This is a genomic window from Sphingobacterium sp. HJSM2_6, assembly GCF_049316305.1.
Lineage (GTDB): Bacteria > Bacteroidota > Bacteroidia > Sphingobacteriales > Sphingobacteriaceae > Sphingobacterium.
Window position 1 is genome coordinate 60,490 of the sequence record NZ_JBMOXB010000016.1, and the last position, 25,707, is coordinate 86,196.

Below are 25,707 nucleotides of genomic sequence, written 5' to 3' on the forward strand. Positions count from 1 at the left end.
TATTCTTTATCCGTAGGATTTCACATCTCCCTGAAAAACAACGCTAATCACCTCATAATCATCGTTGAATATTAATACATTCGCAAGAGAATTCTTCTCAAATTGTCCAATGTCATTTCTTTTTAATAATCGTGCTGGATATAAAGTGGCCATTCGAATACTTTCTTCCAAGGAGAGATGCACATGTTTTACACAATGTTTTATCGCTTGCAACATGGTCAATGATGAACCTGATAATGTTCCATCGGGCATTGCAAAATGATCTCCTTTGAAGATATGTTGATAAATCCCTTTATTACACTTGGCCACTGCATCTGTAATCAGGAATAACCGTTCTCCCATCAGGTTTTTACTGATTTTGACGGCCTCATAACTTACATGGATGCCATCTACTATGATAGAAGCACAAACCTCTTTATGATTAAAAGCAGCACCTGCCAAGCCCACATCCCGGTGATGTAATGGAGACATCGCATTCCATAAGTGCGTTACTGTAGGTATGCCCGAGTCAAAAGCCTGTGTAGCTTGTTCCATTGTTGCGGCACTGTGACCTGCAGATATTAAAATACCCGAATGCTGTAAGTAGGCTAAACAAGGTTCAGTCAATAGTTCGGGAGCCACCGTCATCATACGAACTATGTCGTTTTGGCCTTCCAACAAATCCTTCAACAGATCCATATCCGCAGTGATAATATATTCTTCAGGATGTGCCCCTTTTTTCTTTGCATTTAAAAATGGACCTTCCAAATGTAGACCTAAACCAGCCAATGGTTGCGTTGCTCGATATACCTGAGTCGCTTTTTTGAAAACATCAATACTATTAGTAGCTAAAGTCAACAAATAAGATGTACATCCTTGAGCGATCAATTGTTCATCAATCCTTAACAGTGACTCAGGACTTAATTCAGCAGAATAGAGATCCTCTCCTGTTCCATAGATTTGTAAATCAATTAAGCCTGGACAAATATTTGCCCCTTGTGCGTCTATCCGTTCAAACCCATCAGGAATACCTTGACGATCCACGATTTCAACAATACGATCTCCTTCGATTAGGAGCGCATGATCCGTGAAGCAGTCATATCCACTGTAGATTGTCCCATTATATATTGCATATTTTCCTTCCATGTTGCAAGTTACTTATTGCGATTTTAAATTGAAAATTCAATCACCTAATCGTATATTAGTCCATTGCAATCTAAAAAGTAATATGATAATTTACTGCTCTATTTTTAGACGCTTACCCCTCATATCATCTTTTTAATTAGCTATAGAAGGATAAAAAATTAACGAATAAAGAATATGGCCAACAAAGAAATTTTAAATACAGAGAAAGCTCCCGCAGCAATAGGACCTTACAACCAAGCGATAAAGGCAGGAAATACCTTATATGTATCAGGTCAAATCCCGCTAATTCCGGAATCCATGGAACTAATAAGTACTGGCGTAGCAGATGAAGCACATCAGGTATTAAAAAATGTAGAAGCCATCCTTAAAAATGCCGGCTACAGCTTTGATGATGTTGTAAAAACATCCATTTTTTTAAGTAGTATGGATTATTTTGCCACTGTCAATGAGGTCTATGCCCAATACTTTAAAGAAAATCAACCTGCCAGAGAATGTGTAGCAGTAAAAACCCTTCCTAAAGAAGTTAATGTTGAAATTTCTGTTATTGCCTGGAAAGACTAATTATAAAATTTAGACAAGCATACGCTAAGGCTCCTGGATTAAAAATCCAGGAGCCTTAATTTTATCACGTCAATTATCCTGCCTAATATGGCTCAATTTTCCCATAGAACCTGTCTCAATTTTCCTAGTTAAATTTGCATCTCCATCGGATCTTCTTCGGATCTCCTACACACATTAGTCGGAACTGACTCGTAAAAAAGCAAAGGAAATCCGACTAATAACCGATTCTATTCCATATTTCCCCCGCTGAATCCCTTTGAAAGAAAACAAACTTCCAAACCCCTTAGCAATTATAGACCGCTAAGCCTGAACCCAATAAATAATACCTATAAAATGTGATGATGCTGTAGCATCTCGTCCCTAACCACCGTTTACTCCGTATTACAAAACGATATAAACCCCTAATTATGAAACTTTTGACTTTAGCAATTGCCTTGTTTTTAATTTTTGCTTGTTCAAAATCAAATCAGTCTACGATGAAAGACCATGATCAAAAGCAATTAATTCAAGAATATGAAGCGATTAAAAAAATCTATTCATCCTTCTCCTGTGAGGCAACAATGGAATGGACAATCATTGGTTTAGGAAATAGAGCCTGTGGGGGATTTCAAGAGTTTTTAGCCTATCCAGATAATATAGATCAAGAAAAATTTAAACAACAAATTTTGGATTATAACGATATGGAGAAAGAATTTAATATCAACTACAATATTGTCTCCACTTGTGAATCGATCTTACCTCCACATCGCGTAATTTGTAAAGATGGAAAAGCCTTACTCGTATATAATAACTATTAAGAAGTATAGCTCTCCAATTCACCGGCAATTCCGCTGAGTTCTTGCTATAAGGATAATTTTCCGCAAAATTTGCTAATTTAGTGGGGTTTATCAGATGGCAGAACTTTCACAAATTACTCCCATAGAATATCTAAAAGGCGTTGGCCCTCAAAAAGCTGATGTGCTGAAAAAGGAATTGCTCATATTCACTATTGGCGATTTACTTACGCATTACCCATTTAGATACATCGACCGGACCCAATTCCATAAAATTCGACAATTACATAGCGACATGCTTTCGGCCCAGGTGATGGGACGATTAATTAGCCTGCAAGAAGTTGGCGAAAAGCGTGCTAGGCGAATCATTGGACAATTTAAAGATGAAACTGGAGTCGTGGAATTGGTTTGGTTTCAAAGTCTTACCTGGCTCAAAAAAAGTCTGCAAGTAGGTGCTGTGTATATCATCTATGGGAAGCCTACGGAATTTAATGGCAGCATTTCCATTACGCATCCGGAAATGGAACTTTACCAAAGTCAAGAAAAGAAAACGGGAAACCTCAGCATGCAACCCGTATATTCATCTACGGAGAAGTTGAAGAAATTTAATTTGGACAGTAAAGGCATTCAAAAACTCGTGCAAACTGCTTTTGAAACAGTCTTTAGAACTATTCCAGAAACATTGCCTGATTACCTGATGCAAAAGCATCAATTAATCAGCTATCCAAATGCCTTACTAACCATTCACTTTCCTAAAAATGAGCAGCAATTAAAAGATGCCATTCGTAGGCTAAAATTCGAAGAATTGTTTTTTATCCAGTTAAGGTTATTGAATAATAAACAATTGAACACGAAAAAATATAAAGGACATATTTTCAAACAAGTAGGCGAAAAATTCAACCATTTTTATTCCCAAAAATTGCCTTTTCCATTAACAAATGCGCAGAAAAGAGTGGTTAAAGAAATTCGAATCGACTGCCAAACGGGGGCACAAATGAATCGATTGGTACAGGGCGATGTGGGTTCTGGAAAAACAGTGGTCGCGTTAATGAGCATGTTACTTGCGATTGATAATGGTTTTCAAGCTTGTATGATGGCACCAACAGAAATCTTGGCTCGACAACATTACCTGGGCATAACCAGCTTACTGGGAGAAGATTTTTGCAATATCAAGCTACTAACAGGCTCTACAGGAGCCAAAGCCCGAAAAGTTATCCACCAAGAATTGGAAGATGGACGGTTGGATATATTAATTGGTACACATGCCTTAATAGAGGATAAAGTAATATTCAAAAACATAGGATTCGTAGTCATTGATGAACAACATCGCTTCGGCGTAGAACAACGTGCCAAATTGTGGCGCAAGAATACTATTCCGCCGCATATGTTGGTCATGACGGCAACTCCCATACCAAGAACCTTGGCCATGACGATGTATGGCGACTTAGATATATCGGTCATTGATGAATTACCAGCAGGTCGGAAACCGATCAAAACAATCCATTTCTTCGAAAATCAACGATTAAGGGTTTTTGGGTTTATGCGGGAAGAAATAGCCAAAGGTCGTCAAGTTTATATCGTATATCCATTAATCAAGGAGAGTGAAAAAATGGATCTATTGTATTTGGAAGCCGGATTAGAAGGACTATTGCGAGAATTCCCGCTTCCGAACTATAAAATCAGTATCGTCCATGGGAAAATGCCGGTGAAGGATAAAGATTTTGAGATGCAACGCTTTGTAAAAGGGGAAACCCAAATAATGGTCGCAACTACCGTCATTGAAGTAGGGGTAAATGTACCGAATGCATCGGTTATGGTGATTGAAAATGCGGAACGTTTTGGTTTATCCCAATTACACCAATTGCGGGGCCGTGTAGGTCGAGGCGCGGAGCAATCGTTTTGTATCCTGATGTCTGGTCAAAAATTAAGTAAGGAAGGGCGAACTCGACTGGAAACGATGGTACGTACGAATGATGGTTTTGAGATTGCTGAGGTTGACCTAGAATTGCGAGGCCCAGGAGATCTTTCCGGAACGCAACAATCTGGAGTCTTAGACATGAAGATTGCCGACCTCGCTAAGGATCAATCTATATTAATTGAAACAAGGGAATCAGTGATTGCAATCTTTAAGGAAGATGCCGAATTGTCAATGGAAAGAAATAATATCCTTCGAAATTTTCTACATCGCAGCACCCCAGCTATTTCTTGGGACAAAATATCCTAAAAACCTTACCTTTGTATTCTTGTTTTATAACAAGGGTATTTCTTTATTTTACTTTATTGGGAATAAGGAACATTACATTTTTAAACATACTACATGGCTAGAATTAAAATATATGACACAGCAATAAAACCAGAAACAGCGGTATTGGTAAGTGTAATAACTCCAGATGTTTCGGAACAAACTGCTAAAGAGTATTTAGAAGAACTTGAATTTTTAGTTAGTACTGCTGGTGGTATTACGAAGGGTGTTTTTACCCAAAAACTAGCTTATCCTGACCGCGCGACATTTGTGGGTAGTGGAAAATTGGACGAAATCAAAGAATTTGTAGAAGCGGAAGAAATAGACATCTTGGTGTTTGATGATGAGCTATCGCCTTCTCAGCTGCGTAATATTGAGAAGTATTTGAAAATTAAAATCCTAGATCGCTCCAATTTAATCCTAGATATCTTTGCGAAGCATGCGCAAACTGCACAGGCTAAAACACAGGTAGAATTGGCACAATTGCAATATTTACTACCACGACTTACGCGTATGTGGACCCACTTGGAACGCCAACGCGGGGGTATAGGTATGCGTGGACCTGGGGAAAGTCAGATAGAGAGTGATAGAAGGATGATCTTGAATAAAATATCTTTGTTCAAAGAACGCCTTAAACATATCGACAAACAGAATGAAACACAACGAAAGAATCGTGGGGAAATGATTCGTGTGGCCCTCGTAGGATATACGAATGTGGGCAAATCAACGATCATGAACATGATTTCAAAATCGGAAGTATTAATTGAGAACAAATTGTTTGCTACACTGGATACTACTGTTCGTAAAGTCGTAATCGATAATTTACCTTTCTTATTATCCGATACCGTAGGATTTATACGCAAGCTCCCACATCATTTGGTGGAGTGTTTTAAATCTACCTTGGATGAGGTGCGGGAAGCAGATGTATTGATCCATGTAGTGGACATTTCACATCCTTATTTTGAAGATCATATCCGTGCGGTAAATGAAACGTTAAAGGATATTGGTGCCGTAGACAAACCCATTATCACCGTGTTTAATAAAATTGATGCTTACAAACCACCGGTAGAAGTGGATGAAGAAGGCGAAGAGATAAAAGTAACATTGGATGATTTTAGAAATTCATGGATGGCGAAAAATGCAGATCCTGCAATTTTTATTTCAGCAACTGACAAAGTGAATATTGAGGAATTTAAAAGCAAATTGTACGAGGTGATTGTCAAAATGCACAATGAGCGATACCCTTATAACAATTTGTTGTACTAATACACTTCATGAAAAATAAAGCCGTAAAATTTATCGACTGGGGAACCAAAGATTATCAGGAAGCTTGGGATAGTCAAGAGGAAATCTTTGCAAAAACCTTGGCGATAAAACATCAGAATAGACTTAACAACAGCGAAGAAGCTACACCAAATTACCTGATATTCACGGAACATCCGCACGTCTATACCTTAGGTAAAAGTGGCCATGAAGACTATTTACTATTGGATGAAGCAGGCCTAAAAGAAAAAGAGGCTCGTTTTTATAAAATTAACCGGGGTGGAGACATCACTTACCATGGACCCGGTCAGATTGTGGGATATCCCATCTTAGATTTGGATAATTTCTTTACGGATATTCATCTTTACCTAAGAACATTGGAAGAAGCTATTATTTTAACTTTAGCCGAATATCAAATAACGGCTGGCCGTTATCCTGGATATACTGGAGTTTGGTTAGATGCAGATAATGATCGCGCAAGAAAGATTTGTGCACTCGGAGTTCGTGCTTCTAGATGGGTAAGCATGCATGGTTTTGCATTCAATGTGAATGTGGATTTAGATTATTTTGCTAATATAATTCCTTGCGGAATCGATGATAAAGATGTGACTTCCATGGAAAGAGAGCTAGGATACCCCCTGGATATGGAAGAAGTTAAAGAAAAATTGAAAAGAAATATCGGCAAGTTGTTTGAAATGCAGTGGTTATAAGCAATAGCGCTGTCCTCCAAAGCCTGATAGAATAAAGGATGCTTAGTTCCATAAATCTAAAATTAACTGTCCACCGCATCCTACAGAAAAGACCTTCTAAAAACATTAGAAGGTCTTTTAATTGATATATTGAAAACTATTTAATAAGCTGAGCTAATGCTTTCTCTAATTCTTCTCCTCGCAGGTTTTTGGCAATAATTTTACCTTGAGGGTCTACTAAAAAATTACTCGGCACAGATCGTATGGCATATATACCGGCAACTTCATTTTTCCATCCTTTTAAATCTGAAATATGCAACCAGCCTAACTGATCATCTTTGATGGCTTTCTCCCAACTTGCTTTATCGTTGTCTAATGAAACTGCAAGAATTTCAAAGTTCTTATCCTTGTATTGCCTGTACGCTTTGACAATATTTGGGTTTTCCTGCCTACAAGGCACGCACCAAGAAGCCCAAAAATCCACCAACACATATTTACCTTTCAAATCAGATAATTTAACGAGTTTTCCATCAGGAGAATTTTGTCCAAAGTCTACGGACTGCGCTCCGACTACGAAAGCTAATCCTTTAAGCATAGTCTCAAAGCGTTTGCCTTTTTTCGAAGACCTCAATTCGCTTGATAAACTATTAAAAATGGGAAAGATCTCTTCTGCATTTGGTTTTGGTCCGGATAAATCTTCAACAAACAGTAAGCTTAATGGATTGGCAGGATTATTTTTTACAAAGTCCAACTTAGCTTTTTGAAATACATCCTTAGGATTACCATACACTTTAGTTAACTCCTTCTCCTTTTCATTAACCTGAGCCATTAATGCATCAATGTCTTTTCTTTTTTCTAGATATTCAGCAGATTTATAAAAACTCCGTTTATCTTCAACCTCCTTTTTAAATGCTAAATACTTAAGCACATCTGCTGAACCTCCTGTAATTTTCTCATCTTTAGAAAAATCCATCAGATTTTCTCCGGGATTTAAATAAAACCAGGTGTCTTTCGTACTCCGCTCATTCTGGTTATTGATGTTTTCTCGGAATAATATTCCTGCATAGGAAACCCCTTTTAATTCTCCTGAAATGGAAAACTTGCCATCCTTTACCGTTGCTGAATCCAGCAACTTCTCATCATCCTCAAAAGAATAATACATCAAAAAGACTTTTTTTCCATCAGGAACATTGATAGCTTTTATTTGAAAAGGTTTTAATTCTTGTGCAAAGCCTACAGTGGATAGGCATACGAACAACAGTAGCGATATTATTTTCATTATTTTAAATGGTTATTTATCCAATTATTTATATTTATATACCTGCAAAAACATCTACGACTTCTTCTGCAACATGCTTGTCTTGAATTTCTAAATCCTTCGTATTTATATCATACACATACACGGAACTTTTCTTTTCTCCAACAAACTGCTCATCATACGTAGCGACGATCAATTTCTCATTCTCCAATTTGAAGGTTTTAATAACGCCATTTTCTCCATTGGGTAGCGTTACATAATTTTGAAATTCCAAGCCTAAATGAGATGCTCTATAGATGGCTTTACTTGTCGCGACATACCAGAAGTTATTTCTAAAGTCATAAGTGGAAAATCGAATATTACCGTCTCCTGGGATTGGAGCCTCCGCAATCTTATCCATACTACTGGGGATATAATTGCTATTATAGTTTACCATGTAAGAAATCAAATTATTGCCTTCTCGCATTAAATAAACCATTTTTATTTCAGAACCAATACTAGCTTGACGACCGGTAAGATAGCTTTGGTTCTCGAATATTGAGGGCTTAGTAATTTGATCATAACTGATGGTGTAGTTGTAGGCTATACCCGATAAGGCATGGTCCACAACCCGCATACTTTTGTTTTTTTGATCATAAAAACTTAAAAAGTACTGCCCATTGCTATATGGCGGAACAATACTGTTTAACCCTGCGAAATAATCTTTTGGATCATTTCTTAAAATATGCAATCCAATAGCGCCTTTTTGTAATACATGAATCTTTCCATTATTAACCACATAAATGATCGGGTTAAATGGATCGGTAACCACCTCCGTAGGTTCAAACTTAAAATTGGTCTTATCCCCTACATACGAATCCGTATTGTATAACAATACCGGTAGAAACTCCCTTGAATCAATCATAATCACTGGGTAGCTTGCATTTTTAACCCCAATTACCAATCGATTATAATAATCTGTACTGGAATTTCCATATTGCCTCATGCCACCTAATGTCAATGGGTTTTTACCTAGATCAACATTAGGAATAAGTACCTTTTCAAATTTTTTAGATTGGCTTAATGTTGACCTGCAATACAAAATACTTTCATTAGCTGCATTTTTGGAAAGCAAATAATAACCTAATTTATAGGGGTTGATTACATTGACAAAAAAGTTAAATGTTTTTTTTATTCCCGTTTCCTCATCGGTTACAATAAATTCTCCTGGTAATTTTCCGTATTCTTTATCGGCTACATAATTAAATTTTAGCGTATTTGAAATGACTTCATGATTTACCTTCCACTCAAAAGTTAGCTTACTATGGTTCGTTCCCGAAATACTACCGACAACAATAGGATTGATAGTCATGGTATCTTTAAATGGTAAATTATATATCCTTTCGGTATTGTGATCACCTTCTAAAACATTGGTAATACTGATTTCATTTATTGTTTTATAAGTGTATGATCCCGAATCTTTTGAACAGGCAGCAAACATAAGTACCGTTAAAAAGCCTATAAGGGAATAGATTATATTTTTCATTTCTGTGATTCTTAATTAGGGTAGTAATATTCGTTCTTGACTGCTATCTCCATTTGGATAAACTACATTATTCGCAAAGTAGTCCTTCAGTATTCCCATATACATAAAGGTTATGGGATACCAAGTTGCTGTAGCAGATGAGGGCATGTTATTCCAATAATATATTGGTCCTGGTGTACCTTCTGTCAGGTGTGGACTCATATCAGCTCCTAAATAATAGATCTGCATCCACTTTTGGAAAATTTCCTTATGAAAAGGTCCAAAATACCTTCTCCAAGTATTCCACCAAGTTGGTTCCACCAATATATCGCTAAACACCAATTTAATAGATTGATTGTACTGATGTCCCTTAATAAAGTTTTCATTGGATTCTATATCTAATTTGATCATCATCTCTTTCTCCGAAAGAATAGGTGCTCTTTTGATCTTCAATAGCAAGGTGTCTTCGTATTTGTTCCCAGCGATCATCGGTTCTGATATACTAATTAAAGACTCATCATAATCTGAACTATCACTAATTACATATTTAAAGGACCTATTTTCTGATGCGGATAAACCCGCTATTTTCATTGGAATTTTAATGGTTTTTTCCGTAAGTGTTAAGTCTTCATCTGCCGCAAAGCTATAATATAAACTATCGGTATATTTTTCTACACTTCTCTTATTGGAATTGGGATAGGCAAAATATACATAGGATGCTGAGGTATCATAATCTATCAAAATATTTTCTTTACAACCAAATAAGCATAAGATCAATACCACAACTATACTGTTTCTTTTCATCTTAAATTAATTTTGAGGGTTATATAATAATTCATCATCTGGAATAGGTAATTTGAAGATAGTCAGGCTTGGCTGAACGGCTGATGCACGATGTATGGCTTTGTACAGGCGTTTATATTCAGTAAACATGTATCCTTCATCAATATTATCTTTTCGCATCTCATCGAATATTAAATTCTTGATGGATTCTTCCGTCATGGTACCGCTATAAGAAAGGTTGTTTGTGACATTCCTTGCATTACGAACCTTATTCAAATATTCAATAGCCTTATTCGGATTGCTCTTCGCATATTCTTCAGCGGCAATCATATACAGGCTATGCAGGGATATTACCTTATTTTCATATAAGGGCTTATAGGTCATATTGGTAAATACATAGAGCGGATCAAAAATAAATTTCACCAATTTCCAAGTCGTACTGGTGGTGCTGATACGTCCAAACCAATTCAATAATCTAAAGTCATTTAAAGAGCCATGACCTGCTGCGTTGTATAAATTGTTTAAATGAAAGTTATAGTTTGGAAATAACAAAGGTGAAGTCGACGATGATCGTGTATCAATGATAGTTGGATGCACAACCTGCACATTTGATAATAAATTCTGCGATAATAAGGCAAATATGTTTTCCATAGGTAAGCGGATATTTTGAGCTTGACTCAATTCGCCAGCGCTGGCCAAATGAATGGAACTCTCTGTACGCTCTAATTCAGCGATTACCTCCTCTGCATAGGTCTTTGCTTGTGTTAAATCTCCTTTCCATTGAGCAACTAATGCTTGAAGGGAAACAATACCATAATAATTCATGCGCGTTCCTCTTCGGTCTATGAGGCTATTGTATTTTTCGTAGGAGAACTCATTTAAATTGGCCGTTCTGGGATTAGTACGTATGGGATCATTTTCCATCAATGTTCTTGCTAAGGCAAGATCAGCTTCAATGTTAGAAATCACTTCTGCAGCTGTTGGAAATTGTCCGCCAGTATATTCAACTTGGGCCTTATAGGGAATGCTTGTTACATCCAATCCTTCCTCTTGAATGACAGGTCCAAACAATTTTAATAGTTGCAAATGCAAAAGTGCTTTAATCCCTATTGCTTCGCCTTTAACTAATCCATAATGGGGATCGTTTTGGATAGTTTCTACATTCTTAAGGATTACATTTGCCTGATTAATAACATTATACAAATTTCCCCAAATATCCATAATCTTTGTTTTTGGAAAATCGTATCCATATTCATGGCGATAGGCCCGGTAATATTGATGTGATGAACCTAGGTTGGTATAGGTACCAACTAATGATTCTAAAAATCCAAATTTCATCTCCCTCCCGTATAATTGGGGTGAATTCATGCTTACATATACCCCAGCTAAGGCTGTTTCAAACCCACTACGATCTGTAAATAGATTCTCCTCATAGGCTTTATTTTCTGGATTTACATTTAGGAATTTCTCACAACTGGAAAGAAAAACCAATGCTATTAAACTAAATAATATCTTTTTCATCACTTAAAACTGAACCATTACACCAAAATTATATTCCCTTGCATAAGGGTATTCCAAGCCTCTTTCCATTCTTACGGAACTCAATCGGAAAGGGTCATTCATGGAGAAGTTTAATTTCAATCGCTGCAACTTCAATTTCTCCAAAACTACTGCAGCAAAATTATAGTTTACGTTTACGGAGGCTAAGCGCCAAAAGTTCTCTTTTTGTACAAAACGACTGGATACTTGTGTTACCGAAAGATCACTGATAGACTTATATTTCGCCTGATCTCCAGGCTCTTTCCAACGCTCTTCCAACACACGCTTATCGGCATTCAGATAAGGTGAATTATTTTCAATTTTATTCATTAAGGTATTATTGAAAACATCTGCCCCCAACGAGTATAGGGAGTTGATCTGGATAGAAAACCCTTTGTAATTTACAGCGGTTCCAAGTGAGCCATACAAATCAGGTTCCTTATTTCCTACGACTACCTGATTGCTTGCATTCCAAGTGTAGGTTGAATTTCCTTGACGATCTACATACAATTCTCGACCCGTAGCCGGATCAATCCCTAGCGATGGTACCGCACGAATAATATCCAGCGATTGTCCTTCCTCATAATACGTGGAAGGCGCAATAACATTCCCAGATACATCGGTTCTTACCAATGAATTATTTAATTCACGCAGTTCATTGGAAATTTCCAATAATTTGCTTCTGTTTTGGACGGCACCCGCAGTCACGTACCAAGTGAAATCACTTGGTGTATCTTGATAGATGCGAGCATTGGCTAGGACTTCAAATCCTCTATTCCGTGCTTTTCCTAAATTTTGAAAAAATGTATTTTTAGCAAATCCAAAGGATGGCGCTACCGTCACTTCAGATATCATTCGATTGGTGGTACGATCGTAGACAGAAACATTCAAATTCAATAGGTTATCTAAAAAGTTAACATCTACACCTAAGCTGGTTTGTTTCTGCTCAGGCCACCTGACACTCGCGTTTCCCTGCCCACTATACATCGCTGCATATTGATTGTTGTAATACATCCCAGAGACGAATCGGTAAGATGTACTTACCATACCTGCATTAAAATTATTGACAGTACTATTGGTACCTATATTTCCAAAAACGCGCAGTCGATTGACCACTCCTTTAGGAAACCATCGCTCATTATGTATATTATACGAGGCCCCTGCAGACCAGAATGTTCCAAAGCGATTATCATGGCCATAAATTGATGCTCCATCGCTTCTTGCCGTAAAACTTAAATTATATCGATTGTCATAGGTATAGAATAAAGAACCTAAGAATCCAACTTCCCGTACGGGTCTTGATATAGAAACAGGTAGTGTGTTTATATGATACCCTAATGCCATTTGTGGCGTGATAAACCGATCGTCTGCATATCCTGAGACGATATGCGAATTCCCGATTACGTTGGAAGCTCGTGCTTCAGTAACTATACTCGCATTAATTTGGTGCTTATTTATCATGTTTGCATACTGCAACTCTATTCTACCTTCATAGGCCATTTGGGAGGAATCTCCAAATGCATAGGTTCCTTTTAGCGTTGGATCAGTAACATTATAAAATGCTGTATTAAATGGAGAAGTGTATTGATCATGGTTGGCAATTAATCTAGAAATAGCCCCCTTACCTCTTAAAGTAAATTTCGAATTGATAAACCATTCTAATGATAAGTTGTTGCTAATAAACTGTGTCACAGATTCATTTTTGAATCCTAATTGCGCATTATAAAGCGGATTAAACATTACATCATCACCAAATGAATAATATTGCCCCAATTCTCCAAATCTAATATTGTATTTCCCTTCGGCATCGAACATCTTTTCATATGGATTTAAATCGGCGTAATAACTGAAATTTCCAAATGGACTTTCATATCCTTTAGTGTATTGATAGGTAGCTATGTTTCTAAAAGTAATCACATTGGGAATACGGTAAATCAAGTTGAACCCTGCCCCACCTCTGGTTCTTCCAGATTCTTTCATGATGCCTTTATAATCATGGTAATTTCCTTCCAAGCTGTAGCGTACATCACTGCTTCCTCCCTCCATACGAATGCTGTTATTGACAGAGAATGTATTGCGGACTGGCTGTTTTAACCAATAGGTGTCTACTCCAGATAGTACATTTTTTAACCGCTCATGGTAGAGGTTATTATACATTTCTTGCTCCATCAAATTCCAATCTGGATTTTCTGTATCACTCACATATATTCCTGCTAATCGTTCATATTCTAACTTCTCCTTCGCATTCATTAAATTATAATCGCTCAAATCCACAAAAGACATGTTTGGTTTGGCATCATAGGTAATGGTAAATCTGCCATCTTTAGGTAATCTAGTTTCGATTACTATGACACCATTACCACCTCTAGAACCATATAAACTTGTTGAACTGGCATCCTTTAATAAAGAAATACTCTCAATGCGATTAATGTCTAAATCATATAAATTAGTTAGTGCGACTTCGAACCCATCCAATATGACCAAAGGGGCATTTACAGCATATTCTCCAACGCTGGAAATACCGCGGATATTGATTTGAGGCAATACATTTGGATTGGACCCTGCTTCTACTCGTTCATCCACTTTAAAGGATGGATCTAGTGCCTGCAACATGGAAAAAACATTGCCTGTATTAAATTTTTCAATTTCCTTCCGTGTGATCGTTTTTGCTGCCCCGGTAAAATTTTCCCTTCTTAATGTTCCGTAACCTGTCACGACCGTTTCTTCAATCACTTGATTCACTTGCTTTAACTGTATCGTCAATTCTGTTTTACCATTGACATTTACAGCACTAGACTCAAATCCAAGCATTCGAAAAGTTAGATTAGCATTTGGGAATGCTAGAATAGAAAAACGACCGTTTTTACCTGTTTGTCCTAAAGTTTTACCTCCATCTGTAAGTTGTATACTGACTCCTTCTAGAGGGTCTCCCTTATCATTCGAAACGAAACCACTAATCTCCATTTGCTCTTGTGAAGTAGAAACAGTCCTGCTTGTTGATGAAGACTGATTAGTAGCAGACTTTGCACCAACAATAATGGTTTTATTCCTATAAATTAACCGAACAGGTTGATTTTTTGCCAACTCGTTTAATACTTGCTCAAGCGGCGCATTGGTTACTGCGATTGTTACAGGTGCTGTTTTATCCAATAACTTCAAATCTCCAATGAGATCTAATTTGGTTTGTTTGCTAATTTTTTCCAACACTTTTACCAGTGCTGCATTCTTTTCTTTCAGTGTAATTACCTGAGCTTTTGCAGAACCAAGAACACTTGCACTCACCATAAATAATACAATAGCCATACTTATGCTATAGATCACTTTGGTTTGCTTCCATCCGACAATCAGCCTCAGAACAAAATGTAAAATTTGTTTCATAAAGTAGCTTAATGTTTTAATAATTTGGGTTATCAATTTTGATAATCGATAGGTAGTTCATTATTACTTATGTTAGAATAATGTTATTTCTTCCGCCTCTCTATCAATTGTAAAAACGGCAGTAAATCATAAATGTCCTGTGATTATTAAAAAATATTTTTAATAGTATAAACTTCACTTAAATTTTATAAGAATAGCTAGGGGTATTTTGATGTTTTATAAATAAAACATCCTTGAACATCGCTTAGAAATGAATGACAAGTGATACTAGTAGTTATTTTTTGTTTTGTTGCTTCTGAATAATGAGTTCTCCATTAGCGATGTGGTAATCCATGGGAATAGCTTCAGCCACAATTTCCAACACTTCTTTTAAATCTTTGGTTCTACTTATTCTTCCAACCAGTTTGCTGTCTGCTAAATCAGGGTCCAATTTAACTTTTATGCCGTACCAATTGGATAATTTGCCAGATAAATCTTTTAAAGATTGATTGTATAGATTGAAATATCCTTCTTTCCAATCAATATAGTGTTCTATTTGATCTACTTGAATAATTTGACCATTTGAATAGACTTCATTCGGGAGAATATTGGTCATAAATTGAATTTGAGATGCCTCTTCCTGCTCTGCCCCTTTTCCAATAGCTACTTTTCCTTCCAACAAAGCTGTTTCAAAATCCTTAGAGACATTGACATTAAATTTAGTTCCAAGTACTGAAATACTATGTTGATCACTACGAACATAAAATGGAATCTTGACTGCCGATTCACTAAGCTTCTCGACCTCAAAATAGCCTTCTCCTTTTAAAAACACTTCTCGTTGGTTTGATGCAAACTGAACTGGATAACGTAATTCAGAGTTTACATTTAACCAAACCTTTGTCCCATCGGATAACAGCACCGAGGCTGTACCACCTACCTTAGTCCGCAAAGTATTATAAACCAATGCAGAAGACTCCTCAGAGACTACATAACAAACCTCTCCATTGCTCAATCGCGTGATATGGTAATTATTACTATGAATGGTATCTCCTACCTTCAGTTTATTCAAATCATATTCCTGATTATCATCTAAAACAATAATGGCATTGTCGCTAGAAGGAGCTTTAAAAGATTGTATATCGACTATTTCCTGCTTATTCCAGAAATAAAAAGCAGCATATCCTGCCATAAAGAAAACAAGCAAACTTGCTGCAATAGTTAGCGCTCGTTTATAGGGATTAGATTTTTTTATAGGTGGCATACCCATCTTTCGATCCAAAGAATTAATCATGCTTAATAATTCTTCTGCTGATATTTCTTTATCCTCTCCCAATTGATCTACCCAAGACTCTACGAAATCACGTTCTCTATCTGACACTTGTTCAGTTAGATATTTCTTGATTAATGATTTCTCTTGATCCATAGATGATAATTCAATTTTTGATATTCTTACCTACACTTTATAACGGCAATACTAAGCTCATGTCCCTAAAAAAATAAAAATAACAATACATTAGAGAATTTCGATCGGATAATTTTTAATATGGAAGAGTAATTGTTGCGAATAGTTTTTTCTGATAAACCCAACTCATCCGCTATCTCTTGGTTGCTATATCCAGCCATTCTTAAATGCAATATTTTCTGATATTGCGGCCCATATTGCTTTAATAGATCCTGGATATGGTTTAAAAAATGTTCTGATCTAATTTTTTCATCTGCATACTGATACGAATATTGATTGCTAAAATCATCTAATGAATTGATATACTTTTTAGCGTTCTCATCGCGATCCATAAAATCCAATATCTTATTGCGCAATGCCTTAAACAAATAACCAGCTATCCGTTCTTCAATGATGACCGTGAATCGATTATTCCAAAGCTTTACAAAAATATCCTGAACTAAATCCTCCGCAACTTCAAAAGGCACACGCTTTGCCGCATAAACCAACATCGCAACCTTATACCGCTCGTAAATTTCCTGATAAGCATTTTGCTTATCTTGATTTACAAGAGTGTAAAGATGTTCGTCAGACAGCTGTAATTCCTTTGCCATGAGGATTAATGTGGCCTTATTAGATTAATAAAATGCAATATTAAAAAATTAATGAGAAAATATCCTATTTCAAGACCATCCTTTTAAAAGCGCATGAGCTAAACCAAAAAATATCAAACGATTGATTTACAGCCTATAGGAGTTAAAATCCTATATACTTCCACTTAAAAAATAAGATTCTTGGACAACGATTGTTTCCCCTATTTTTTCAACTTGTAACGATTGTTCCCTATGAATCTCTACGGATTCATACCTGTATAAAGACGTTGCTTGATGTCTTTCTGCTACTGAAAGTGTAAACGTTGTACTATGTGCTGCAAAAGTTTCATACACTAAATCGACTCGATTATTCTCTCCAGAAAGATGACCTAAAATAAGGTGCTTTAACCTAGCTGATTTATTTTCCAATAAAGCTTTTAAGCATATTGAATTTGAAAGATGGCCCATTCCTCCAGAAATCCTATTTTTCAAATAATAAGGATATCGACCATTTTTCAACATAAATTCATCGTAATTAGATTCTAGGATAAGAATATCCGATAAGGAAATCGCACGTTGTACATTCGCACACACACTTCCCAAATCGGTGAGTACAGCAATATTGGTCTTTCCATCACTTACTAAAAAGCTACATGGCTCCTTAGCATCATGAATCTTCGGAATCCCATATATCGCCAATTCCCCAATTTGAACACAGGAATTTGATGCAATAATATTGATTAAATAAGCTGGTATAAGATGCGCACAGGATTCGTATGTTCCCTTGGTCATAAAGACAGGAATCTGATATTTTTTGGTAAATACCGATAATCCAGCGATATGATCTACATGCTCGTGGGTGATAAAAATCGCTTCAATACTGCAAGGATCAACGCCCACACTTGCCATCCGAAGATGTAATTGCTTACTATTGATACCGATATCGATCAGGATTCCTTTCCCATTCTTACTCACATAATAAGAATTTCCATTACTCCCTGAAGCTAGTGCACAATATTGAATCATAGGACAAAGATAGAAAATCTATACAGAGGCAAAAGATTTATTAAGTAGCTGATCCAGCATTCATATTATTTTAAAAAAATTAAACCGATAAGTTTAAACTTATCGGTTTATGGATTATAGTTTGATTCAAATATGTTCTAATTTCCGATGTGCAAATCTATGATCTCTTCCGTAACATGTTCATCTCGAAATATTAATTGCATCGTATTAATGTTATACAAAAAGACTGAGCTTTTTTTATCACCAGCAAACCCTTCATCATACGCTCCGATCATTAACCTATTATTCATGATTTTGAATTTCTTTATAGTTCCTGTAAAATCTTGTGGTAACTCCACATAAGGTTGAAACTCAAGCCCTAAATGAGAAGCACGAAAAATAGCCCTGCTCGTCGATAAATACCAAAAATTACTCATGAAATCATAATAGGCAGAGGTCACAATTCCATCCCCAGGAATGGCATTTTCAGCCAATTTTACGACATCAGTAGGGATCCGTTTGCTATCGTAATTTACCTTATACGATTTCAATGTTTGCCCTTCCAACATTAAATACATCATTTTGACATTTCCGTCTAAATTCGTTTGACAACCTGTAATAAACTTTTGATTTTTAAACAAGGATGGTTCTACGATCTGATCATAGCTTTTTGTGAAGTCATAAGATATATTCGAAATACTATTATCCAGCAAGCGCATTGTTTTATTTTTCGTATCATAAAAGCTTAAAAATCGATGCCCGCTACTATTCGTTTTCACTAAACTGCCAAACCCTGCGCTATAATGATTCGGATCCTTACTAAATATTGGTAGATCAATTCCACCCTTTTGTAAAATATGAATCTTCCCATCATTGACAACATAAATGACAGGAAAAAAAGAATCAATCATTACTTCTGTAGGCTGAAAATTAAAATTAGTTTTATCCCCAACATAGGCCTCATTATTATAAACCAGTATAGGTAAAAATTCCCTTGTATCTATCATAAAAACAGGATTAGCAGAATTCCTTATTCCAAATATTAATTTATTGTAATAATCAGTGCTCGAATTCCCGTACTCCCTAACCCCTCCAATAGTTAATGGATTTTTACCTAACACCATATTCGGAATAAGAACCTTTTCAAAAACACTTTCTTTTACGAGGGTAGATTTGCAATATAAAATGGCCTCATCGTCTGCATTCTTCGCTAAAACATAATATCCCAATTTAAAAGGATTCACAATATTAATGAAGAAATGATAATACTTTTTAAAACCAGTTTCATTATCCGTTACTATAAATTCACCAGGTAATTTTCCATACTTTTCATTTGCTGTAAATTTTAGGTTTAGTGTGTTTGAAATAATTTTATCGTCAATTTTCCATTCAAAAGTTAGTTTTTTATGGTCTGCACCACTCAATGTTCCTTCTACCGTAGGATTAAGCTCTAAAGTACCTTTAAAAGGTAAATTAAATATTCTATCGGTATCATGATCTCCTGCTAGCAGTCCTGATATATTTACTTCATTCAATTCCCCATACTTATAGTTTCCCAGTTCCTTAGAACATCGATTAAACAGGAGAAATACAACAATGCTGAGTATGATAATTATTTGTCTATACATGATTTAATGGCGCGTTTAGGGTAATAAAATTCGATCTTTGGTATTATCTCCGTTTGGATAAACCACGTTTTCTTCAAAATAATTCTTTAGAAGTTTGAGGTACATAAATGTTATCGGGAAGCTGCTCAATAATCCAGTCGGCATATTGTTCCAGTAATAAACAGGACCTGGAGTCCCTTCATATAAATCTGGACTTTTGTCTACTCCTAGATAATAGATTTGCATCCATTTTTGAAATACCTCTTTATAAAATGGCCCAAAATACTTTTGCCAACCGACCCACCAAGAAGGAGCATTCAACACGTCATTACAGACTATTTTTATGCTGTTATTAAATGTATTCCCTAGATGAAATTGATCGTTAAGTTCTAAATTCAATTTTATTTCCATGTCCGTTTCAAGCATAGATGGCACACGTTTAAAATGAATTCTTAAGGTATCTTCAAACTTATTCGCTGAAATTACAGGATTTGAAATTCGTACAGCCGTAGGATCATATTTTGAAGACTCATCGATCACATATTTATAGGTTCGATCCATGGAGGATGACAATCCAGCTATTCGAACAGGTATTTTAATCTCTTTTTCTTGAAGCGTTAAATCTTCATCCATTGCAAAACTATAAAAGATACTGTCCGTATAATTTTCTACAGTATTTTTCTTTTCTGCATACGCAAAGTAGATATAGGATTTTGCAGTGTCAAACCCCAACAGATTATCTTGTTTGCAGCCAATAATCAATGCCACAAAAAGCATTAAAGTCAATAAAGTTTTCATCAATTATTTATTTTGAGGATTATACAATTGTTCATCTACAGGAATTGGAAATTTAAATATTGCTACAGTTGGCTTAACAGGCCTAGCTCTATGGATCGCCCGAAACTGCCTTTTGTATTCTCCAAACATATACCCCTCATCAATATTGTCCTTTCGCATCTCATCAAACACTAAGTTTAATATGATTTCTTCAGTCAATTCACTCTTGTATTCTATATTTTTAGTGATATTTCGTGCATTACGAACTTTATTCAAATAACTTATAGCTTTATTAGGATCGCTTTTAGCATATTCTTCTGCAGCAATCATATAAATTGTATGGATAGAAATTATTTTATTCTCATACCTTTTCTTTTCCGCACTGTAAAGGTATTTTGGATCAAACACAAACTTGATCAATTTCCATGTGGTACTTTCTTCGTTATATCGACCAAACCAGTTCAATAATCTAAAATCGTTTATAGAACCATATTCAGCCACATTATAGAGGTTCTTTAAGAGGAAATTATAATTCGGAAATAAGTATGGTGTTGTACCTATTTCGTGATCATCATTAATTGTAGTATGTACAATTAAGGCATTTTGCAATAAATTAGGACTTAGTAAAGCAAATATATTTTCCATAGGGAATCTACTATTACTAGATTCATTCCTCTCACCTGCCGTAATCAATCGTATAGAAGTCTGCTTGGTTTCGAATTCTTCCAGCAGTTCTTCCGCATATTGCCTAGCTATCACCAAGTCACCCTTCCATTGCGCTACTAATGCCTGCAAAGAAATCACGGCATAGTAATTCATTCTGACCGCTCTATAATCTATCAAACTATTATACCGTTCATACGCTAATATATTTAAGTTGGCATCTCTTAGGTTTGTTCTTAAAGGATCATTAATTAATAATGCTCTCGCTTCAGCGAGGTCCTTTTCCAATTTCTCTAAAAATTCTTGTGTAGTAGGATATTGTCCACCGACAAATTCTGTTTTTTCTTTATAGGGAATACTAGCCCCTTCAATACCCTCTTCCTTTATCACAGGGCCAAAGAGTTTGAGTAGTTGAAAATGCATCAAACACCGGATACCTAATGCTTCTCCCTTCACTAAATTATAGTAGCTATCATCTTTAATATTTTCAATATTTTTCAAAATGATATTTGTCTGATTGATCAAATTATAAGATTCTGACCAAATTTCACTGATTCGTTTTAAAGGAATATTGTAGTTATATTGATGCTGTGAAGCATGATAGTAATAGTGGGAAGAATTTAAATTCGTGTAAGATCCAACGAGCGTTTCCATAAAACCAAATTTCAACTCTTTTCCATACAAAGGAACTGAGGCCATTTTATGATAAACACCTGCAAGAACGCTCTCAAAACCACTCCTATCGGCAAATAATTCATCCTCATAAGCCTTATTTATAGGATTTATATTTAGAAATTTTTCACAACCAGATAGACTGCATAAAATTAGTATAGCAAATATTATTGTTCTCATCATTTAATATTGAATCATTAAACCAAAATTGTATTCTCTTGCATAAGGATAACTTAATCCACGCTCCATTCGTACCGAACTGATACGAAGAGGGTCATTCATTGAAAAATTCAATTTCAAGCGTTGCAGCTTGTATTTTTGCAGGTAGGAAAGTGGAAAATTATAATTGATATTAATAGACGCTAATCGCCAGAAGTTTTCTACTTGAACAAACCTACTAGAAGCCTGGGTAATCGTTTCAACACTAATAGATTTATATTTTGCCACATCACCCGGTTGCTTCCAACGCTGCTCTAAAACCCTCCTATCCGCATTGAAGTAAGGATTATTATTCTCAATTTTATCAATCAATGTTTGATTAAATATATCCCCCCCGATCGAATAAACAGCATTCAACTGAACTGAAAAACCTTTGTAATTTATATTTGTACCCAAAGACCCGTACAGATCTGGTTCCTGATTGCCAACGACTATTTGATTTTTTGCATCCCATAGGTAACTAACAGAACCATCCTGGTGTAAAAACATTTCCTGGCCATTAGCTGGATCTATTCCCAATGATGGAACAGACCGTATAATAGAAAGCGATTGTCCTTCCATATAATAAACAGAAGGGGAAATAATTTTCCCATCCACCTTCGTAACATTGGACTCATTCAGTTTTCTCAATTCATTGGATATCTCTAATAATTTACTTCTATTTTGAACTGCTCCAACATTCATAAACCAGGTAAAATCTTTCTGCTGATCTTGATACAATCTTACATTGGCCATTAATTCAAAACCTCTATTTCTAGCTTTGCCCAAATTTTGAAAATATCCGTTCCCTGAAAAACCAAAAGATGAGGCTACAGTTATTGGTGAAATCATTTTTGCAGTCGTTCTTTCATACAAAGAAGCGTTCAGATTAAATAAATTATCCAATAAGGTAATATCCAAACCCATACTCGTTTGCAACTGTTCTGGCCATCTCATTTTCGGATTTCCTTGCCCTGAATAAACCGCTGCATATTGATTATGGTAATAGATTCCGGATAGAAAACTAAAGGAAGTACTCACCATCCCGGCATTCATATTATTGACGGTACTATTGGTCCCAACATTAGCAAAAACTCGGAAACGACTAATGAAAGATTTATGAAACCATTTTTCATTATGCATATTGTAAGAAACCCCAGTTGACCAAAAATTACTAAAACGATTCTCTTTCCCATAAATTGAAGCGCCATCACTTCGACCTGTAAAACTTAAATTGTATCGATTATCATAGGTATAGAAAAATGTTCCTAAAAACCCAATTTCTCGTACTGGCTTTGATATGGATAAAGGCAATGAATTAATCTTGTAACCTAAAGCCATTTGGGGACTTATAAAGCGATCGTCGGCATATCCAGTCACAACATGGGAATTACCGCTCACCTCAGAGGACCGAATTTCAGAAACCAAATTTGCTGTGATCTGATGCTTATTAAATGTATTTGAAAATTGAAGATCTAAACGTCCTTCATACCCCATCGATGTCGAATTCCCAAACCCGTACGACCCTTTCCGATTAGGGTCCTTTTCCTTAATAAAATCTGTGTGAAAAGGTGATTTATACGTGTCAGTAGTAGTTATAATTCTTGAAAGGCCAGCCTTAGAGCGTAAAATCAAATACGGCTTAATCGTCCATTCTAAGGATAAATTATTATTTATGCTATGGGAAACATTTTGATCTTTAAATCCTAATTGGGCATTATACAAAGGGTTAAACAAATCGATATCACCGAAATTATAAAACTTCCCCAACTCACTGAATTTCACAATGTATTTCCCTCTATCATCATATATTTTCTCATAAGGATTTAAAATTGTATAATCATAAAATGAACCATAGGGACTTTCATAGCTTTTGGTATATTGATAACTTGCTATATTTCGAAAGGTGATAATTTTCGGAATCCTATAAATCAAATTAAAACCAGCACCTCCTCGAATTCTACCCGACTCTTTCATGACCCCCTTATAATTGTGATAATTCCCTTCTAGGCTGTAGCGTACATCATCCCGACCTCCTTCCATCCGTAGGCTGTTATTTACTGTTAACGTATTTTGAATTGGTAATTTTAACCAGTAGGAATTTACCCCAGAATTCACATCACGAAGTCGTTTATTATATAAATTTCCAAACACTTCATTTTCCATCTGTTCATATTCAAAAATCTCCGATTGGCTGATATATTTTCCTGCCAACCTTTCATATTCAAGTTTCTCCGATGCATCCATCAAATTATAATCGCTCAAGTCTACAATCGACATGCTTGGTCTATTGTCATAAGTAATTGTAAATCTGCCATCCTTTGGTAATCGCGTTTCAATGACAATCACCCCATTTCCACCTCTTGATCCATATAAACTTGTAGAACTCGCATCTTTCAAAATCGAGATACTTTCAATCCGATTTACATCAAGATCATATAAGGTGGATAAAGAAACTTCAAAACCATCCAAAATAACCAAGGGGGCATTCACCGCATAATCACCTACACTGGAAATTCCGCGAATATTAATTTCAGGCAGCGCATTCGGATTGGAGCCTTCTTTTACACGCTCATCGACTTTGAAAGAGGGGTCTAATGCCTGTATCATTGAAAATATATTCCCAGCATTAAATTTCTCAATATCTTTTCTGGTAATAATCACAGCAGCTCCTGTAAAATTCTCTTTCCTGTATGTAGAATAACCTGTGACTACTGTTTCTTCAATCATTTGGTTTTCCTGTATCAGCACGATAATTAGATCGTTCTGCCCATCCACTGCAATAGTTTTAGGTTCAAAACCTAACATTTTAAATGTAATTTTAGATTTCAAGTTTATTTTAATCGTGAATTCGCCATCTTTCGATGTTTGTCCAAGCGATTTATTAGGCTCATCTAAAAAAACACTTACCCCCGCTAAAGCCTGTCCATTGGTATTCACTACCCTACCCTGCAGTACGATTTGATCCTGTTTAACCACGTGGGGAATCACCTGCTCTAGGTTTTTTTTCGAGCTGATAATGATCGTATTATTCTTGTACCTCAGATTTATCGGCTGGTCTTTTTCTAATACCGCCAGCAGCTCCTCAACGGGCATATTCGTAACTTGAATACTAATTGGGCTTGTATTCTTTAACAAGGATAGATCTCCCACCAAATCTGATTTCATCTGTTTGCTTACTTTTTCAACAATTTGTAAAACAGAGCTGTTTTTTTCTGCCAATGTAATTTGCTGTGCGTAAAGAGGTAGTACAAACGCTAACTGAATGATTAACATTGAAATTCCATGGTTCAGAGGAATGATAAGCCTTTTAATTTTGTGTTTTACAAACCCGCGGAGAATAACGTGTAATTCTTTTTCCATAAATAATTAAAATCTCATAAAATGGTTAATAATTGTTTTAATGCAAGGGATAATAAATATCTATTTTAAACTTTAGTTTAATCTAAACTTTAAAATACAACCTATTTTTACCCCTGATTTATAATTATAAACGGATGTTTAATACAATTGTCCTTTTAATTATTTAAATTCAATATTAAACTAATTTATAAGTTTTTACACTAAAAAAAATCAATCGATATTAATTCGTGTATAATTAAATTAACATAATCGAAGTTATAATCTATTTGTAGGCGTATTTTTTAAGAAATCTGT

General features: G+C 35.7%; 18 protein-coding genes. 5 read left to right on the plus strand and 13 right to left on the minus strand.

Annotated elements, in window-relative coordinates:
- Positions 1 to 6: 6 nt before the first annotated feature.
- A complete protein-coding gene (gene nagA / locus ACFRAE_RS14165) occupies positions 7 to 1,125 on the minus strand; it encodes an N-acetylglucosamine-6-phosphate deacetylase (protein WP_422797820.1) in 1,119 nt (372 codons plus the stop codon).
- A gap of 174 nt (positions 1,126 to 1,299) precedes the next feature.
- Here nagA and ACFRAE_RS14170 point away from each other — a divergent pair, with 174 nt between their 5' ends.
- The 5 genes from ACFRAE_RS14170 to lipB all read left to right on the plus strand — a co-directional run bounded on the left by ACFRAE_RS14170 (position 1,300) and on the right by lipB (position 6,674).
- A complete protein-coding gene (locus tag ACFRAE_RS14170) occupies positions 1,300 to 1,686 on the plus strand; it encodes a RidA family protein (RefSeq protein WP_422797821.1) in 387 nt (128 codons plus the stop codon).
- Between the two features lie 407 nt (positions 1,687 to 2,093).
- The gene (locus ACFRAE_RS14175) at positions 2,094 to 2,483 is read left to right on the plus strand and encodes a hypothetical protein (RefSeq protein ID WP_422797822.1); all 390 of its coding nucleotides are present in this window, start codon (positions 2,094 to 2,096) and stop codon (positions 2,481 to 2,483) included.
- Positions 2,484 to 2,577: 94 nt separating this feature from the next.
- On the plus strand, positions 2,578 to 4,683 hold the full coding sequence (gene recG, locus ACFRAE_RS14180) for an ATP-dependent DNA helicase RecG (RefSeq protein ID WP_422797823.1): 2,106 nt from the start codon (positions 2,578 to 2,580) through the stop codon (positions 4,681 to 4,683).
- Between the two features lie 93 nt (positions 4,684 to 4,776).
- The gene (gene hflX, locus ACFRAE_RS14185) at positions 4,777 to 5,967 is read left to right on the plus strand and encodes a GTPase HflX (protein WP_422797824.1); all 1,191 of its coding nucleotides are present in this window, start codon (positions 4,777 to 4,779) and stop codon (positions 5,965 to 5,967) included.
- 8 nt (positions 5,968 to 5,975) lie between these two features.
- Complete coding sequence (lipB, locus tag ACFRAE_RS14190) at positions 5,976 to 6,674, plus strand: lipoyl(octanoyl) transferase LipB (RefSeq protein ID WP_422797825.1); 699 nt, start codon at positions 5,976 to 5,978, stop codon at positions 6,672 to 6,674.
- Positions 6,675 to 6,810: 136 nt separating this feature from the next.
- Here the strand turns inward: lipB and ACFRAE_RS14195 are convergent, their stop codons facing one another.
- The 12 genes from ACFRAE_RS14195 to ACFRAE_RS14250 form a co-directional block, all read right to left on the minus strand.
- The gene (locus ACFRAE_RS14195) at positions 6,811 to 7,932 is read right to left on the minus strand and encodes a redoxin domain-containing protein (protein ID WP_422797826.1); all 1,122 of its coding nucleotides are present in this window, start codon (positions 7,930 to 7,932) and stop codon (positions 6,811 to 6,813) included.
- A gap of 34 nt (positions 7,933 to 7,966) precedes the next feature.
- Positions 7,967 to 9,436, minus strand: a complete 1,470-nt coding sequence (locus ACFRAE_RS14200; RefSeq protein ID WP_422797827.1) for a PKD-like family lipoprotein — start codon at positions 9,434 to 9,436, stop codon at positions 7,967 to 7,969.
- Positions 9,437 to 9,451: 15 nt separating this feature from the next.
- The gene (locus ACFRAE_RS14205) at positions 9,452 to 10,219 is read right to left on the minus strand and encodes a DUF4843 domain-containing protein (protein WP_422797828.1); all 768 of its coding nucleotides are present in this window, start codon (positions 10,217 to 10,219) and stop codon (positions 9,452 to 9,454) included.
- Between the two features lie 6 nt (positions 10,220 to 10,225).
- A complete protein-coding gene (locus ACFRAE_RS14210; protein WP_422797829.1) occupies positions 10,226 to 11,719 on the minus strand; it encodes a RagB/SusD family nutrient uptake outer membrane protein in 1,494 nt (497 codons plus the stop codon).
- 3 nt (positions 11,720 to 11,722) lie between these two features.
- The gene (locus ACFRAE_RS14215; protein ID WP_422797830.1) at positions 11,723 to 15,115 is read right to left on the minus strand and encodes a SusC/RagA family TonB-linked outer membrane protein; all 3,393 of its coding nucleotides are present in this window, start codon (positions 15,113 to 15,115) and stop codon (positions 11,723 to 11,725) included.
- Positions 15,116 to 15,389: 274 nt separating this feature from the next.
- Positions 15,390 to 16,517, minus strand: coding sequence for a FecR family protein (locus ACFRAE_RS14220; protein ID WP_422797831.1), 1,128 nt, complete (start codon positions 16,515 to 16,517; stop codon positions 15,390 to 15,392).
- 65 nt (positions 16,518 to 16,582) lie between these two features.
- Positions 16,583 to 17,149, minus strand: a complete 567-nt coding sequence (locus ACFRAE_RS14225) for a sigma-70 family RNA polymerase sigma factor (protein WP_422797832.1) — start codon at positions 17,147 to 17,149, stop codon at positions 16,583 to 16,585.
- A 150-nt stretch (positions 17,150 to 17,299) separates the two neighbouring features.
- Positions 17,300 to 18,154 carry an MBL fold metallo-hydrolase gene (locus ACFRAE_RS14230; protein ID WP_422797833.1) on the minus strand — a complete coding sequence of 285 codons (855 nt, stop codon included), beginning with the start codon at positions 18,152 to 18,154 and terminating at the stop codon, positions 17,300 to 17,302.
- A 137-nt stretch (positions 18,155 to 18,291) separates the two neighbouring features.
- Positions 18,292 to 19,761, minus strand: a complete 1,470-nt coding sequence (locus ACFRAE_RS14235) for a PKD-like family lipoprotein (RefSeq protein WP_422797834.1) — start codon at positions 19,759 to 19,761, stop codon at positions 18,292 to 18,294.
- Between the two features lie 15 nt (positions 19,762 to 19,776).
- The gene (locus ACFRAE_RS14240; RefSeq protein WP_422797835.1) at positions 19,777 to 20,538 is read right to left on the minus strand and encodes a DUF4843 domain-containing protein; all 762 of its coding nucleotides are present in this window, start codon (positions 20,536 to 20,538) and stop codon (positions 19,777 to 19,779) included.
- A gap of 3 nt (positions 20,539 to 20,541) precedes the next feature.
- Entirely contained in the window at positions 20,542 to 22,035 is a 1,494-nt protein-coding gene (locus tag ACFRAE_RS14245) for a RagB/SusD family nutrient uptake outer membrane protein (protein ID WP_422797836.1), read from the minus strand.
- Positions 22,036 to 25,326 carry a SusC/RagA family TonB-linked outer membrane protein gene (locus tag ACFRAE_RS14250; protein ID WP_422797837.1) on the minus strand — a complete coding sequence of 1,097 codons (3,291 nt, stop codon included), beginning with the start codon at positions 25,324 to 25,326 and terminating at the stop codon, positions 22,036 to 22,038.
- Between the last annotated feature and the right edge of the window lie 381 nt (positions 25,327 to 25,707).

Coding starts and splice junctions, on each gene's coding strand:
- ACFRAE_RS14225 (WP_422797832.1), bottom strand. CDS start 17,149: ATGGCAAAGGAATTACAGCTGTCTGACGAACATCTTTACACTCTTGTA.
- ACFRAE_RS14170 (WP_422797821.1), top strand. CDS start 1,300: ATGGCCAACAAAGAAATTTTAAATACAGAGAAAGCTCCCGCAGCAATA.
- ACFRAE_RS14235 (WP_422797834.1), bottom strand. CDS start 19,761: ATGTATAGACAAATAATTATCATACTCAGCATTGTTGTATTTCTCCTG.
- ACFRAE_RS14200 (WP_422797827.1), bottom strand. CDS start 9,436: ATGAAAAATATAATCTATTCCCTTATAGGCTTTTTAACGGTACTTATG.
- lipB (WP_422797825.1), top strand. CDS start 5,976: ATGAAAAATAAAGCCGTAAAATTTATCGACTGGGGAACCAAAGATTAT.
- ACFRAE_RS14195 (WP_422797826.1), bottom strand. CDS start 7,932: ATGAAAATAATATCGCTACTGTTGTTCGTATGCCTATCCACTGTAGGC.
- ACFRAE_RS14245 (WP_422797836.1), bottom strand. CDS start 22,035: ATGATGAGAACAATAATATTTGCTATACTAATTTTATGCAGTCTATCT.
- ACFRAE_RS14215 (WP_422797830.1), bottom strand. CDS start 15,115: ATGAAACAAATTTTACATTTTGTTCTGAGGCTGATTGTCGGATGGAAG.
- ACFRAE_RS14210 (WP_422797829.1), bottom strand. CDS start 11,719: ATGAAAAAGATATTATTTAGTTTAATAGCATTGGTTTTTCTTTCCAGT.
- ACFRAE_RS14250 (WP_422797837.1), bottom strand. CDS start 25,326: ATGTTAATCATTCAGTTAGCGTTTGTACTACCTCTTTACGCACAGCAA.
- ACFRAE_RS14240 (WP_422797835.1), bottom strand. CDS start 20,538: ATGAAAACTTTATTGACTTTAATGCTTTTTGTGGCATTGATTATTGGC.
- ACFRAE_RS14205 (WP_422797828.1), bottom strand. CDS start 10,219: ATGAAAAGAAACAGTATAGTTGTGGTATTGATCTTATGCTTATTTGGT.
- ACFRAE_RS14220 (WP_422797831.1), bottom strand. CDS start 16,517: ATGGATCAAGAGAAATCATTAATCAAGAAATATCTAACTGAACAAGTG.
- hflX (WP_422797824.1), top strand. CDS start 4,777: ATGGCTAGAATTAAAATATATGACACAGCAATAAAACCAGAAACAGCG.
- ACFRAE_RS14175 (WP_422797822.1), top strand. CDS start 2,094: ATGAAACTTTTGACTTTAGCAATTGCCTTGTTTTTAATTTTTGCTTGT.
- ACFRAE_RS14230 (WP_422797833.1), bottom strand. CDS start 18,154: ATGATTCAATATTGTGCACTAGCTTCAGGGAGTAATGGAAATTCTTAT.
- nagA (WP_422797820.1), bottom strand. CDS start 1,125: ATGGAAGGAAAATATGCAATATATAATGGGACAATCTACAGTGGATAT.
- recG (WP_422797823.1), top strand. CDS start 2,578: ATGGCAGAACTTTCACAAATTACTCCCATAGAATATCTAAAAGGCGTT.